The organism is Streptomyces sp. MS06 (genome assembly GCF_047200655.1).
Classification (GTDB): Bacteria; Actinomycetota; Actinomycetes; order Streptomycetales; family Streptomycetaceae; genus Streptomyces.
Map to the genome: position 1 here is coordinate 50053 of NZ_JBJZOJ010000045.1, position 13362 is coordinate 63414.

At 73.8% G+C, this 13362-nt stretch carries 12 protein-coding genes and 1 pseudogene; 7 read left to right on the forward strand and 6 right to left on the reverse strand.

Annotated elements, in window-relative coordinates; all coding sequences use genetic code 11:
* The first annotated feature begins 83 nt into the window (after positions 1 to 83).
* Positions 84 to 1073 (forward strand): lytic polysaccharide monooxygenase, encoded by a 990-nt coding sequence (locus ACL02U_RS22930; RefSeq protein WP_412792779.1) that lies wholly within the window; start codon positions 84 to 86, stop codon positions 1071 to 1073.
* 594 nt (positions 1074 to 1667) lie between these two features.
* Here the strand turns inward: ACL02U_RS22930 and ACL02U_RS22935 are convergent.
* Complete coding sequence (locus ACL02U_RS22935) at positions 1668 to 2243, reverse strand: rhodanese-like domain-containing protein (protein WP_412792780.1); 576 nt, start codon at positions 2241 to 2243, stop codon at positions 1668 to 1670.
* Positions 2244 to 2324: 81 nt separating this feature from the next.
* Between ACL02U_RS22935 and ACL02U_RS22940 the strand changes: the two genes are divergently transcribed.
* Positions 2325 to 2618, forward strand: a complete 294-nt coding sequence (locus tag ACL02U_RS22940; RefSeq protein WP_412792781.1) for a metal-sensitive transcriptional regulator — start codon at positions 2325 to 2327, stop codon at positions 2616 to 2618.
* A 40-nt stretch (positions 2619 to 2658) separates the two neighbouring features.
* Here ACL02U_RS22940 and ACL02U_RS22945 read toward each other — a convergent pair whose 3' ends face one another.
* From ACL02U_RS22945 to ACL02U_RS22955, 3 genes are all read right to left on the reverse strand, one after another.
* Positions 2659 to 3402 (reverse strand): sulfite exporter TauE/SafE family protein, encoded by a 744-nt coding sequence (locus ACL02U_RS22945; protein WP_412792782.1) that lies wholly within the window; start codon positions 3400 to 3402, stop codon positions 2659 to 2661.
* Positions 3399 to 3764 (reverse strand): rhodanese-like domain-containing protein, encoded by a 366-nt coding sequence (locus tag ACL02U_RS22950; RefSeq protein ID WP_412792783.1) that lies wholly within the window; start codon positions 3762 to 3764, stop codon positions 3399 to 3401. The genes ACL02U_RS22945 and ACL02U_RS22950 overlap by 4 nt, the downstream gene beginning before the upstream one ends.
* A 62-nt stretch (positions 3765 to 3826) precedes the next feature.
* On the reverse strand, positions 3827 to 5188 hold the full coding sequence (locus ACL02U_RS22955; protein ID WP_412792784.1) for an MBL fold metallo-hydrolase: 1362 nt from the start codon (positions 5186 to 5188) through the stop codon (positions 3827 to 3829).
* A gap of 154 nt (positions 5189 to 5342) precedes the next feature.
* Between ACL02U_RS22955 and ACL02U_RS22960 the strand changes: the two genes are divergently transcribed.
* Both ACL02U_RS22960 and ACL02U_RS22965 read left to right on the forward strand, forming a co-directional pair.
* Positions 5343 to 5762, forward strand: a complete 420-nt coding sequence (locus ACL02U_RS22960) for a DUF302 domain-containing protein (protein ID WP_412792785.1) — start codon at positions 5343 to 5345, stop codon at positions 5760 to 5762.
* A 421-nt stretch (positions 5763 to 6183) separates the two neighbouring features.
* The gene (locus ACL02U_RS22965; RefSeq protein WP_389454396.1) at positions 6184 to 6735 is read left to right on the forward strand and encodes a hypothetical protein; all 552 of its coding nucleotides are present in this window, start codon (positions 6184 to 6186) and stop codon (positions 6733 to 6735) included.
* A 15-nt stretch (positions 6736 to 6750) separates the two neighbouring features.
* Here ACL02U_RS22965 and ACL02U_RS22970 read toward each other — a convergent pair.
* Together ACL02U_RS22970 and ACL02U_RS22975 are read right to left on the reverse strand one after the other, a co-directional pair.
* Positions 6751 to 7522, reverse strand: a pseudogene (locus tag ACL02U_RS22970) (IS5 family transposase).
* Positions 7523 to 7588: 66 nt separating this feature from the next.
* Positions 7589 to 7783, reverse strand: coding sequence for a hypothetical protein (locus tag ACL02U_RS22975; protein WP_412792786.1), 195 nt, complete (start codon positions 7781 to 7783; stop codon positions 7589 to 7591).
* A gap of 275 nt (positions 7784 to 8058) precedes the next feature.
* Between ACL02U_RS22975 and ACL02U_RS22980 the strand changes: the two genes are divergently transcribed.
* From ACL02U_RS22980 to ACL02U_RS22990, 3 genes are all read left to right on the forward strand, one after another.
* Positions 8059 to 9129, forward strand: a complete 1071-nt coding sequence (locus ACL02U_RS22980) for an AfsR/SARP family transcriptional regulator (protein ID WP_412792787.1) — start codon at positions 8059 to 8061, stop codon at positions 9127 to 9129.
* 36 nt (positions 9130 to 9165) lie between these two features.
* A complete protein-coding gene (locus ACL02U_RS22985; RefSeq protein ID WP_412792788.1) occupies positions 9166 to 11490 on the forward strand; it encodes a TOMM precursor leader peptide-binding protein in 2325 nt (774 codons plus the stop codon).
* A partial coding sequence (locus ACL02U_RS22990) for a TOMM precursor leader peptide-binding protein (RefSeq protein ID WP_412792789.1) occupies positions 11480 to 13362 on the forward strand: 1883 nt, incomplete at its 3' end. The genes ACL02U_RS22985 and ACL02U_RS22990, both read left to right, overlap by 11 nt.

The following is a 13362-nucleotide window of genomic DNA, read 5'->3' on the forward strand; positions in this document are numbered from 1 at the left end:
GGTGCCCGGCACGCTCCGCCGCCCCTCCGCACGAGGACCCGGCCGCGGAGCGCCCACCTCACCTTCCGGATGGATGAACGCACATGATCCGACGTCTGACGGCGGTGAGAGCCCTTACCGGCCTCACCCTTCTCACCCTCCTCATGGCCCTCCCCTTCGCTCAGCGAGCGGAAGCGCACGGCTCCATGATCTCCCCTGCCAGCCGGACGTACGCCTGCTACCAGGACGGGCTGCAGCCCAGCGGAGAGATCGACCCGGTCAACCCGGCGTGCGCCGCGGCGGTGGCCGTCTCCGGGACGCAGCCCTTCTACGACTGGTACGGGGTGCTGCGCTCGGACGGGGGCGGACGCACCCGCGGGTTCATTCCCGACGGGCAGCTCTGCAGCGGCGGCTCGCCCAAGTACGCAGGCCTGGACATCCCCAGCGCGGACTGGCCCACCCAGAACCTGCGCGCGGGCAGTGACTTCGACTTCGTCTACGCCGCCTGGGTGCCCCACCCTGGCAGCTTCCGGCTCTACATCACCAAGCAGGGCTTCGACCCCACCGAGCCGCTGCGCTGGGACGACCTGGAGTCCGCCCCGTTCCTCACGGTCGACCCGGAGCCCCCGCTCACCGACGGCTCCTACCACCTCAGGGGACACCTTCCGGACGGGCTGACGGGCCGCCACGTGATCTACAGCGTATGGCAGCGCTCCGACAGCACGGAGACCTTCTACAACTGCTCCGACGTGTTCCTCGGGGACGACGAGACGACTCCCCCGCCGCCTCCGCAGCCGGCCGACTGCTCCGCCTCGGTGACGGTGGACAAGAGCTGGCCCGGCGGTTTCCAGGCGAGCGTGTCGGTGACCAACGACGGTTCCCGGAGGATGACCGACTGGGCAGTCCAGTGGACGATGCCCGACGGGACCGAGGTGAGCGACGGCTGGAACGGGACCTTCATGCAGAACGGCTCGACGGCCATGGTGCACGCGCCCGACTGGCACCGGATCCTCGATCCCGGCGAGACCGCGACGGCCGGATTCAACGGCACCGCCGACCAGGTCCCGCAGTTCACCTCCGTCCGGTGCAGCTGACGTCCGGTACGGCCGGCTTCCGGCGCCGCCGGTCGGTGATGCAACCTATCCGGTGCAACCGGCTTCCGTTCACCGCGGCGCGGGCCGCTCCGCGGTGAACGGGGAAGTGTTAAGCGCGCGTTGTCCGGGGCTTGCCCGCGCCTTCGGTCGCGTTCGGGCCGTTGCCGATCCCGCCGGCGCGCTCCCAAGCTGATCACGTGGGGACGTGGAAGCGCCTCACCGCACGTCGGTGAGCCGGGTGCCCCACACCCGTTGCGGGACCGGCGCTCGGAACACGCCGGGACCGGAACGCACGTTGGTGATCGTGACGACGACCGCCCGGCGGACCTCCGCCGGGGGCGGTCCTGCGGAGGTCCGCCGGGCCGCCCCGGGTGGGGCGCAGGTCCGCCCTGCGGAGAGGGAGGGGGCCATGAAGTGAACGGGGCCGGCCCGAGCAAGTAGCGGATGCGGCGGGCCGGCCCGGCGTTCGACCCCGTGCCACCGTCGTGCCGGCGGCACGGGCACGCGGTGGGCGCGGGCCGTGCGGGCGATGCTCCGCCCGAACAGCCCGCGCCCACCGCCGGGACCTCCGCGCAAGCGGCCCCCTCGCGCCCGTCAGCGGCTGCGCAGGGCGGTGAGGGCGGCGTCCAGGTCGGCCGCGCGGGTCCGGTTGTGGGGCAGCTTGGAAAGGATCGCGGCCATACCGCAGGTGTTGGTCAGGGCGGAGAAGACCAGCCCGCCCGCTATGCCCGCCGACAGCAGCTGGAAAGCGGGGTGGATCAGCAGGCCGAGCAGCAGGCCCAGCAGTACGACGGTGCCCGCGGTGAAGCGGACCTGCCGCTCCATGCCCCAGACGGCCCGGGAGGCGCCCTGCGGACGGTGCAGGTCGTGGCCGTCGGCCGCCCAGGCGCCGGTACCTCCGGAGAGGGTGGCGGTGGTGATCCCGTTCTCGGCGAGGAGGCGGCAGGCGTTCTCGGAGCGGGCGCCGGAGGCGCACACCACGAGGACGTCACCGCGCTCGGCGGCCTGACGGATGTCGGGCAGCGCGCGCTGGAGCTGGTCGAGCGGGACGTTCAGCGCCCCGGGGAGGTGGCCACCGGCGTACTCACCCGGAGTACGGACGTCGATCACGGTCAGCTCGTGCAGCCGGTTGCGCGCCTCGTCCGTGCCGAGTGTGGTGGGCGTGGTCATGGCAGATGTCATCCTTGTCTGTCGTGGGCCCCCGGTGAAGGGAACCGATTGACCCCTGGGGGTATTTCTTGAGGAGTGGTGATGGAACTTGATCTTGCGGGCGCCGAACTGAAATCGGTGCTGAACCGGCTGCGCAGGGCACAGGGCCAGATATCCGGAGTGATCCGGATGATCGAGGAGGGGCGGGACTGCGAGGAGGTCGTCACCCAGCTCGCGGCCGCTTCGCGGGCGCTGGACCGGGCCGGGTTCGCCATCATCGCCACCGGGCTGCAGCAGTGCCTGACCGAGCCGGAGGACGGCGAGGGGGGCGCGGACGACGAGAACCGTGCCCAGATGCGCGGCCGGCTGGAGAAGCTGTTCCTCTCCCTGGCCTGATCCCGCGGCTCGCCGGCCTGATCCCCGCGGCGCCACCGGCTCAGAGGAGCACGTCGGAGAGCATGAAGGCGGCGACTCCCAGCAGCACGAACGCGAAGATCCGCTGCAGGGTCGTGCCCGTCACCTTCGTGGCCAGCCGCTTGCCGTCCCAGGCACCGAGGATGGCCGCTCCGGCGAACGGGCCGATCAGTCCCCAGCGCAGGTCTCCGTTGCTGCCGGTGCGGGCGGCGAGCGCGGCGAGGGAGTTGACGCTGATCACCAGCAGGCTGGTGCCCACCGCCTGCCGCATCCGCAGGCCGACCACGCTGACCAGGGCGGGGACGGCGAGGAAACCGCCGCCGACGCCGAGGAAACCGGTGACCGCGCCGAGCCCGGCGCCGGCGCCGGCCGCTTTCAGCGGCCGGACCGAGTCGGGACGCGCGGCGCCGGACGGCCGCAGCATCCGCACTGCGGCGAGCCCGGCGACCACCGCGAAGGCACCGGTGAGCACCCCCGCAGGCAGATCGCCCGCGACCGCACCGGCCAGGAAGGCCGGCACGATGCCCGCGACCGCGAACAGCGCTCCCGCCTTCCAGGCGACGTTCCCGTCCCGTGCGTGCGCGAACAGGGCGGTGAGCGAGGTGGCGGTGACGATGATCAGGCTTGCGGTGGTCGCCGCCACCGGGGTGAAGTCGAGCAGGTAGATCAGGGCCGGCACGGCCAGGACGCTCCCGCCGCCGCCGAGGGCACCCAGCGACAGGCCGATGACCGCTCCGGCGACCAGGGCGAGGATGAGTGCGCTCACGCTATCGAGCCGCTGTTCCCGCGCTCGTCGACGACCGGGTATCCGGCGGCGGCCCACGCGTTCATGCCACCCTTGACGTCCACCGCTTCCGCACCCCGGTCGGCCAGCAGCCCGGCCGCCCGCTGCGAGCGGTTGCCGCTGCGGCAGATCACCACCAGCGGCCGGCCCTTCGCCGCCGAGGGCAGCGCCCTGCCCTGGGACAGCCCGGACAGCGGAGCGTGCACGGCGCCGGGCGCATGGCCGGCCTTCCACTCCTGCTTCTCGCGGACGTCCAGCAGGACCGCCGCCGGCTGCTCGCCGCCGGTACGGGTTCGGGCCTCCTCGACGGACACCCGTCGTTCGTTCCTGCGAAAGAGGAACATCGTCGCAGTCACCTTTCTTCTCGCGATGAGATGGGGTCTTCGCCGGCCCCCGGCCGGCCGGTTCAGTGGGTGACGACGGTCAGACCGGCGTCGGGTGCGGCGTCGAAGGAGTCGTCGACGGCGACGACGTCCCGGCCGGCCGCGGCCAGCAGCGAGGCGGCGATCCCCGCCCGCATGCCTCCGGCGCAGTGCACCCACACCGTGGTGCCTTCGGGTACCTCACCGGCCCGCCGGTGAACCTGGTGGAGGGGGATGTGGACGGAGCCCTCGATCCAGCCCGCGGCGCGCTCGGAGTCGCGGCGGACGTCGAGCACGACGATCCGGCCGGTGTCCTGGGCGGCGAGGTCGGTGAAGCCGGCCCGCGGGAAGGAGGCCGGCCGCTCGCCCTCGCGCAGCCACTGCTCGGGGCCGCCGGTGGCGGCCGCGGCGGGGCGGTCGATGCCGACCCGGACCAGTTCGCGCTGGGCGGCGGCGAGCTGCTCGGCGGACTCGGCGAGCAGGGTGACCGGCTTGCCCCAGGGGATCAGCCAGGCCAGGTAGGTGGCGAGCTTGCCGTCCGCCTCGAAGTTGAACGAGCCGGCCAGGTGCCCCTCGGCGAAGGCGACCCGGTTGCGCAGGTCGACCACCCACTCCCCCGCCGCGAGCCGGGCGGCGATCTCGGCGGCGTCGGCGGGCGCGGGCGGCGTCAGGTCCACGGGGGCGGGGCCGGCGGCGTTGGCGGGGCCCATGTGGGCGTAGTAGGCGGGGACGTCGTCCAGGCCGGCCAGCAGCTCGGCCACGAAGGTGTCGACGTCGACGGTCAGGGCCGTGTTCGCGGCCTTCTCCTTGCCGATCGTGGTGGCGTCCCCGTCCGCCTGCGCGGAGGAGCAGAAGCTGCCGAAGCCGTGCGTGGGCAGTACCGCGGTCTCGTCGGGCAGGGCGTCGGCGAGGCGGTGGGCCGAGGCGTGCTGGGCGCGGGCGAGTCCCTCGGTCAGCCGGGGTTCGACCAGGTCGGGCCGCCCGACGGTGCCGATCAGCAGCGAGCCGCCGGTGAACGCGGCCACCGGCCGGCCGGCCTCGCTCAGCACGTACGCGGTGTGGTGCGGGGTGTGACCGGGGGTGGCCACGGCTGCGAGCGTCAGGTCGGCGTCGATGTCGACGGTGTCCCCGTCGGACACGGGCGTCCGTGCGAACGACACCCGCGCGGCGGCCGGGACCAGGTAGGCGGCGCCGGTGATCCGCGCCAGTTCCAGTCCGCCGGTGACGTAGTCGTTGTGGATGTGTGTCTCGACGACGTGGGATATCCGTACTCCCCGCCGCGCCGCTGCGGCCAGGACCTGGTCGATGTCGCGGGGCGGGTCCACTGCCACCGCCGTCCGCTCACCTCCGGCCAGGTAGCTGCGGTTGCCCAGGCCCTCCAGCTCGATGGCGTCAACGAAGAACACGCTGCTTGCTCCCTTCGCGGTTCAATTACCCCCCTGGGTATGACAACGACTCTAACACTCTTACCCCCGGGGGTATATTTCCGAGTGTGGTTCACGCCATGCGCCGCGGGCGGGGACCGGCCACGACCCAGCACGACGAGCGAGGTGGGACAACATGTCGTACGACCGCACCGTGGAACTGACGGGTTCCTTCGAGGAGGCCGTGAAAGCCGTCCGCCAGGCCCTGGCCGACCAGGGCTTCGGCGTACTCACCGAGATCGACCTGAGCGCCACGCTCCGGGCCCGGCTCGACCACGTCATGGAGCCGTACCTGATCCTCGGCGCCTGCAACCCGCCGCTGGCCCGGGAGGCGCTGGCGGCCGACCCCTCGGTCGGACTCCTGCTGCCCTGCAACGTCGTGGTCCGCGCCGACGGGGAACGGGTCGTCGTCCAGGCGATCGACCCCGGCACCATGGTCACCCTGACCGGCGTCGAGGCCATGGCCCCGGTGGCCGCGGAGGCCACCCGCCGCCTCGACGCCGCCCTGGCCTCCCTCACCGGACAGGACACCCGACCGCCGCAACAGGACGCCTGACCGCCGCACCGCAGCAGCGGCCGCACCCGCGGCGAGGGAGACCACCCGGCCGGCTCGATCACCGGCGCGCCCGGCACACCCGGCATGTCGGGCGCACCCGGCGCGTCGACCCGACCGGGCCCCTCGCCCAGGGTCGCCGCGGCGGGCGGTCGATCACCGCCGCCGGGGGAGGCACCGCAGGGTCCGGCGGCCGGGACCGGGCGCCGCCGCACAGCAGCGCGCACCGCGCCAGGTCGGCATCAGGTCGGCGGCGCACCCGGGCGTGGCGCCGGCGCCACGCGGGCGGGCGGCGGCGCACTGCGCTCCGCACCCGCCGGGCGGCGGAGCGGCCGGGCCCCTAGGGCCTGTCCGGCGGATCTTGGCTTGCGCCCGGTCGCCCCCCTCAGGTTGGAGTGGGGAACGTTGCACCTAGGCTTTGGCCATGCTGCTGGTCAACGGCGGAGAAGCCGTAGCTGACGCTCCCGTACTGCGCACGGGAGGAGTGCCACTCGTCCCGGATGGATTCGTCTGGCCGAACTGCCGTGAATGTGGCGAGCCCATGCAGTTCCTCGCTCATCTGCCCCTCGATCTGGGGGCGGTCGCGGTCTTCTTTTGCCAGAATGACCCGGGCATGTGTGACGACTGGGACGCCACCGCCGGCGCCAACCGCGCCTTCGTGTTCAAAGGTCAGCTATCGGCGGCCGCCGTCCCCGCCGAGGGCGAGACGCTGCTCGGTGCGGTGACCGCCTTGCACCCCCACCCAGCCGACACCCCAACTGCAGGGCCGGTTCTGGGACGGCTGGGTGGCGAACCCCACTGGCTCCAAGGTGACGAGACCCCCGACTGTCCCTCCTGCACAACCCGCATGACATTCACGGCCGAACTCGAAGAAGGATCCGACTTCGCGACCTCCGCCAACTTTGGCGGAGGTGGCCGCGGCTACATCTTTCACTGCCACCCCTGTAGCAAGGCCGCCTTCCTCTGGCAGCGATGAAGACCGCCTGAAAGCTCATGTGCGGAGCCAGAGCCGGATCGCAGCGACGGTGACAGTGCCGTGGAAGACATAGGCCCGCTTGTCGTACCTCGTAGCCACAGCCCGGAAGTTCTTCAGGGCATTGATCGTCCGCTCGACCTCGTTCCTGCGCTTGTACATCGTCTTGTCGAATCCGGCGGGTCGACCGCCTTTGCTGCCACGGCGCCGGCGGTTGGCCCGCTGGTCTCGTGGCTCAGGGCCTACTCGTCTCGCCGCAACCGCCGCTATCTGCGGAGACGGCAGATCAAGCACACCATTCCCGGCGTGACCAGGAAAGCAAGCGGGCGACGTCCGCCCTCACTGGCAAGGTGGATCTTGCAAGTCAGTCCGCCCCGGGAGCGTCCGAGTCCCTCATCAGGGCGGTGCTGCCGAGGCCGTGATCCTTTTTCGGGACACGCGGCGCATCCCTGCGGGCCCCGGCGGCGTGTTGATGAGCGCGGCAGGACGTCGAATCCACGCTCACCATGCTCCAGTCGATACGGCCTTCCGCATCCGCGTCGGCCTGGACGGCATGGAGGATCGTCTCCCACGTACCGTCGGCTGACCAGCGTCTATGTCGCTCATAGACCGTCTTTCATTTTCCGAACCGCGTTGGCAAATCACGCCACGGGACGCCAGTGCGCTCCCGGAAGAGGATGCCGTTGATCACCTTGCGGTGACTGGCCCATCGTCCGCCCCGCCCGCCGGTTTTCGGTAGTTGCGGCAGCAGCCGCGACCATTCGCTGTTCGTGAGATCCCCCCGCCCCATGACCATGCGAACGGACCGGGACACGAAGCGGTTCAAAGATCCGCCGGACAGGCCCTAGCCGGGCCCCTAGTCGAGCCGGCGGCCGCGGCCGTCCGGCAGTTCACCGGAGGTGGTCTCCTCCAGCAGGGCCGTGTACTTCCGGGACAACTCCTCGTACCTCTCGTCGGCCCTCTCGGTACGTCTGTTGCGGCGCGTGATGACGTACAGCGCGACGGGCCCGGTGACCATCGAGACGACCGGAATCAGGGCCCACCACGGCATGCGTCCTCCCTGGGTGCGAAGCGTTCCGGGACGGCCGCGGCCCTCCCCTGCCGAAGCGTATGCCCCGGCGGCCACGGCGCCAACCCGACCGCCCGGCACCATCCCCCGCCGGCCGAGCATCGTCTGATCTTTTCCGCCGGCCCCTGGACGCACACCCCTCTTCGAATCTAAGTTCCCCATTCAGCAAGGGAGTTGAGCACGCCCACACCCATCGGGTGCGCTCAGCCACTCGCGCGCAAGGTCGTTGCCCCCACCATCGATCGGCACGAGAGACAGTGTCCAAGTCAGGTAGCCCTGTACCACAGGAGACCCCGCCCGAAGCACGCCCCGCCGCCGCACCCGCGCCCGGCCGGCCCCGCTTCCTCGTTCTCGGTCTGCTCGCCATCACCGACGGCAGCGACACGGTCGTCCTGCAGCCCTCACGTCCGGCCTCGCTCCTCGCCGCGCTGCTGCTCCACCCCGGCTCCGTGGTCGGCTCCGAGCTGCTCCAGCGCGTGGTCTGGGGCAGCAACCCCCCGGCCGGCGGCAGGTCGGCGCTGCACACCTGCGTGCTCCGGCTGCGCCGGCTCTTCGCCAAGTACGGAGTGTCCGACCACGCCATCGAGGCGGTTCCCGGCGGCTACCGGCTGCACGCCGACGCCGACACCCTCGACCTGCTCGACTTCCGCGCACTGCTCGCCCGCTCCCACACCGACGAGGACCCGGAGAGCGCGCTGCGCCACGCCCGTACGGCGCTGGGCCTGTGGCGGGAGCCCCTGCTCGGCAACGTCCACTCCGACGAGATCCACCGCGACCTCGTCCCACCACTGGCCGAGGAGCGCCTCCTGGCCGTGGAACGTGTCTTCGGCGGCGAACTGCGCCTTGGCCGCCACCGGGAGATGATCCCCGAAGCCCTCGAGGCGGTGCGGACCCACCCCGCGCACGAAGGGCTCTCCGCCCTGCTCATCACGGCACTGCACCGCTGCGGCCGGCGCGCCGAGGCGCTGGCCGAGTACCGCAGGATCCACACCCATCTCGCCGGAGAACTGGGCGTGGACCCGGGACCGGTCCTGCGCGGTCTGCAGCTGGCCGTGCTGCGGGGCGAGTCCGCCGGCGGGCGGGCGCTGCCGCTCCCGCCCGGATCCGCCCCCGGCGACGCGCCTCCGGGACTGGGCCGCGGCTCGCCCAGCGCCCCCGGCGCTTCCGTCCTGAGCTCGCTCGTCGACGCCGGGCTGCTGGAGGAGGAACCGTCCGGCCGCTACCGCGTGCACGACCTGCTGCGGCTCTTCGTGCAGGCGGCCGGCGCCAGCCTCCCGGCCACCGCCCCGGCCGACCCGACGGGCCTTCCCCCGTCGGCCGCCGGCTGACCCGCTGCCTCGCCCATCGGAGGGATCCCCCACCCCATGCCCCAGGCCCCCGACTCCTACGAGGAGATCGCCCAGTCGCGGCCCCGCATCCGCAGGGACGTGCTGTTCACCCGCACCCCGTCCGGTGTGCTGTTCCACAACGCCCACGGCGGGTTCAACCTCGTCACCCGCTCCGCCTACCGCTTCGCCACCCTGATCGTGCCGCACCTCGACGGTGAGCGGCGGGTCGAGGAGCTCTGCGCCGGTATGGGGGACAAGCAGCGCGACATGGTGGTCCGACTCGTGGCCGCTCTCTACGCGCGTGGCTTCGCCCGGGACGCCGGCCCCCGCCCGCCGGCGGACGTGCTCGCACCGCAGGTCGCCGAGCGTTTCGCCCACCAGCTCGACTACCTCGACCACTACGCCGACGACGCGCCCGGCCGGTTCCTGCGGTACCGGAACACCGCGGTCGCCGTCCTGGGCGACGACGCCCTCGCCCACTGGGCCGCGCTCGGTCTGCTCCGCAACGGGTGTGCCGCGGTGGCCGTCACCGAACCGGATCCGGTGCACGGTCCGCTCGGCGGCCCGCCGGGCCCGGCGCCGGGCAGCGCGGACCTCGTCGCGGAGGCGGACGCCCTCGCCGCCGCGGGCTGCACCACCCGCCTCACCCGCCTGCCCGCGCCCGCCGGGGGGACGTACGGCTGGGCCGACCTCGACGGCTGGGACACCGTCCTGGTCACCGGCGCGACCGGACGGCGGCAGATACCGAGGCTGCTCGGCGAGACCGTGCCGGCGGGACGCCGGCTGCTTCCGGCGTGGACGTTCGGCGGCCTCGCCGTCGTGGGCCCGGAGACCGCCGACGGCGCCCCGAGCTGCTGGTGCTGCGCCGCGCTGCGGCTGGGCGCGAACGCCGACGCCGCCGACAGCGCCGACCTGTGGGCGTCCGTCGGACCGGCCGCACCGGTCGGCGCGCCCGCACGGACCATCGGCGGGCCGCTCGCCGGCATGCTCGGCAACCTGCTCGCCTTCGAGGTGTTCCGCCTCGTCACCGGGGCGCTTCCCGCCGAGACCCGGGGGCAGATAGTCATCCAGGACCTCGACTCGCTCGACGTGCTGACCGAACCGCTGCCGGCCCACCCCCGCTGCCCCTTCTGCTCCGACCCGGCGGCCCGCGCCGCCGCACCGACGGCGGAGGTGCTGCGTACCCCGCACGCGGACGACGAGCCGGTCGCGCGGCCCGCCGACGGGGCCGCCGACGAGGAGGCCGCCCGCGCCGCCCTCACCGCGCTGGAGGAACGCGACGTGCTCGTCCACGAGCGGGCCGGCGTCTTCACCGCCTACGCCGACGACGACTGGGAGCAGACCCCGCTGAAGGTCGGCACCGTAAGGCTGGGCCTGGGACCCGGGCGGGTCCGCCGGGTGTCCGCGGCCGACGTCCACCACGTCGCCGGCGCCCGGCTCAGGGCGGTCCTCAGAGCCGCCGAGGTGTACGCCGAACACGTCGTCCCGGCCCCGGTGCTGCACGGGAGCCCGCTGGAGGCCGCCGCCGGCAAGTGGACCCGCATCGACGCCGCCCGGCTCACCGTCTCCAGCGGCCTCGACGCCCCCGCCGAACGGCTCGCCCACTGGTCCGAGGCCGTCTCGCTGCTCGACGGGCGGACCGTGCTGGTGCCCGCGGGCGCGGTGCGCACCTTCGGCGGATGGAACGGTGACGGCCTGTTCGAACGGACCTCGGCCGGTACCGGTGCCGGCGGCAGCCCGCGTGCCGCTCTCGCCCGCGCCCTGCGCACCGCGCTCGTCCACGACGCCCTGCACGGCGCGGTCCGCCGGCGCGCGCCGCTGCAGCGGGTGGACCCGGACACCCTCGCCTCCGATCCCGAACTGCTGTTCCTGCTCCGCTCGGCGGACAACCTCGGCGTCACGCCGGAGCTCCTCGACCTCACCGCCGCGGGCGGCCACCTGCTGCCCGTCGTCCTGGCCAGGCTCACCGACCCGTGGACCGGCCCGACCCGCTGGGCCGCCGGAAGCGGCCTCAGGCACCGCGACGCCGTCCTGGAAGCGCTGCGCGACCTGATCGGCGCGGAGCAGCTCCGCCGCGCCGGGGAACCGCCCGACACCGGCGACCCGCTGTGGGAGGACCTGGACGCCGCCTCCCTCCTCGCGGACACCGGGCCGGCGTCCGGCACCGAACTCGGGCCCGCGTCCGGCACCGAACTCGGGTCGGCGACCGCGGCGGACACCACCTGGCCCGGTGTCCTCGACGGCCTCGCCGCGGCGCGCCTGGACGCGTTCACGGTTCCGGTGGCGGCCCCCGACCTGGCCGCGGGCGGCGTCCACGCGGTCCGGGTGCTGCTGACCCGCGGAGAGCGCCGTGCCGACTGAGACCGCGGCCGCGCCGCGCACCGGTCCCACGACGGCGGGCGGGCCGTGGGACGCGGTCTGCACGGCGCTGACCGCCGCCCTCTCCGAGCGTGCGGCCCGCTTCCCCGGGATGCCGCCGGTAGTGGTCGTGCCGCTCGGCGTGCGCGACGAACTGGTCCGCGGGCCGGGACGGTGGCCCGAAGGCACGGTCCCGGTGGGGCTGTACGGGCACCAGGCCGTGGTCGGTCCGCCGCCCGTCCGCGGCGCCGCCGGCTGTCCGCAGTGCCTGGCCCGGCGCTGGCAGGCGGTGCGGGCCGGGTCGCTGCGCGAGGCGCTGGAGCGCGGCGGCGAGTCCCGGTCCACCGGTTCCCCGCCCTGGCGGGCCGGTTTCGCGGTGGACGCCCTCGGCGCACTCGTCTCGGCGGCGGCACTGGGACCTCGGCCGGCGGACCACCCCTGGGTGTGGCTGCTGGACCTGGAGACCCTGCACGTGGCGCGTTTCCCGCTGGTGCCGGACGGCGAGTGCCCGTCCTGCGCCGCCCCCGCCGACGACACCGCGGACGCCGCGCGCATCACCCTGGACCCCTGCCCGGAACACGCCCCGGGCAGCTTCCGACTGCGCCCGCTGGAGTCCTACCGTCTGACGGCGGCGGCGTTCGCCAACCCGGTCACCGGGATGCTCGGCCCGTCCGTCGCACCCGACCAGACGTCGACGTCGACCTCGTCCGCCGTCGGTGCCTTCACCACCCGCTCGGGCGACCACCTGCGCGAGTGCTACTGGGGCGGCCACACGGACGCCTACGGCGCCAGCGTCCGGGTCGGCCTGCTGGAAGGGCTGGAACGGTACGCCGGGATGCGGGCCCGGGCGAAGCGGACCGTGGTCACCGCCGCTCTCGACGAGCTCGGCGAGGACGCGGTCGACCCCCGGGTCACCGGTCTGTACTCCGACGCCTTCCACACCGCCGAGCCCCGCGCACCGCGCTTCGCCCCGGACCGCCCGGTGGACTGGGTGTGGGGGTGGTCGCTGCGCGACGACCGGCCGGTGCTGGTCCCGGAGGTGGTGGCCTACTACCACGCGCCCGGCGGCATCCGCCGGCGCTTCGTGCAGGAGAGCTCCAACGGCTGCGCCTCCGGCGGCGGTCTCACCGAGGCGGTGCTGCACGGGCTGATGGAGACCGTCGAACGCGACGCGTTCCTGCTGGCCTGGTTCGGCCGGGTCCGGCTGCCCGAGATCGACGCGTCCAGCAGTGTCCGGCCCGCGACCCGTGCCATGGTCGACCGGCTGGCGATGTACGGCTACCGCGCCCGGTTCTTCGACACCCGCATCACCTTCCCGGTACCGGTGGTGACCGCGGTCGCCGAACGCGTCGACGGTGGGCCGGGCCTGCTCTGCTTCGGCGCCGGTGCCTCGCCCGCCCCGGAGAGCGCGCTCGCCGGCGGGCTCTGCGAGATCGCCACCGACTCCGTCAACCTGCGCCGCCGCACCGCTCGCGAGGAGTCCCGACTGCGCGGCATGGCACGGGACTTCGGCGAGGTGCGGGTGCTGCACGACCATCCGCTGCTGTACGGGCTGCCCGAGATGGGCCGGTACGCCGACTTCCTGCTGCGCGGGCGGGACCCCGCCGAGCGGGTGCCCCTCGCCTCGCTCGCGGGCGGCCCCGGCGCCCTGCGGCACTCCGGCGACCTGCGCGAGGACGTCGCGGCCTGCGTCGGTGCGGTGGCCGCGCGGGGCTTCGACGTGGTGGTGGTCGACCAGACCGCGCCCGAGCAGCGGGCCCTTGGTCTGCACACCGTCAAGGTCCTGGTGCCGGGGCTGATCCCGATCGACTTCGGCGCGGGGGGGGGGGGGGGGGGGGGGGGGGGGGGGGGGGGGGGGGGGGGGGGGGGGGGGGG

Bases quoted from the DNA above. Each gene is read 5' to 3' on its own strand.
- ACL02U_RS22930 (WP_412792779.1), top strand. From the start codon at position 84: ATGATCCGACGTCTGACGGCGGTGAGAGCCCTTACCGGCCTCACCCTT.
- ACL02U_RS22935 (WP_412792780.1), bottom strand. From the start codon at position 2,243: ATGACCACGCCCACCACACTCGGCACGGACGAGGCGCGCAACCGGCTG.
- ACL02U_RS22940 (WP_412792781.1), top strand. From the start codon at position 2,325: ATGGAACTTGATCTTGCGGGCGCCGAACTGAAATCGGTGCTGAACCGG.
- ACL02U_RS22950 (WP_412792783.1), bottom strand. From the start codon at position 3,764: ATGTTCCTCTTTCGCAGGAACGAACGACGGGTGTCCGTCGAGGAGGCC.
- ACL02U_RS22960 (WP_412792785.1), top strand. From the start codon at position 5,343: ATGTCGTACGACCGCACCGTGGAACTGACGGGTTCCTTCGAGGAGGCC.
- ACL02U_RS22965 (WP_389454396.1), top strand. From the start codon at position 6,184: ATGCTGCTGGTCAACGGCGGAGAAGCCGTAGCTGACGCTCCCGTACTG.
- ACL02U_RS22975 (WP_412792786.1), bottom strand. From the start codon at position 7,783: ATGCCGTGGTGGGCCCTGATTCCGGTCGTCTCGATGGTCACCGGGCCC.
- ACL02U_RS22985 (WP_412792788.1), top strand. From the start codon at position 9,166: ATGCCCCAGGCCCCCGACTCCTACGAGGAGATCGCCCAGTCGCGGCCC.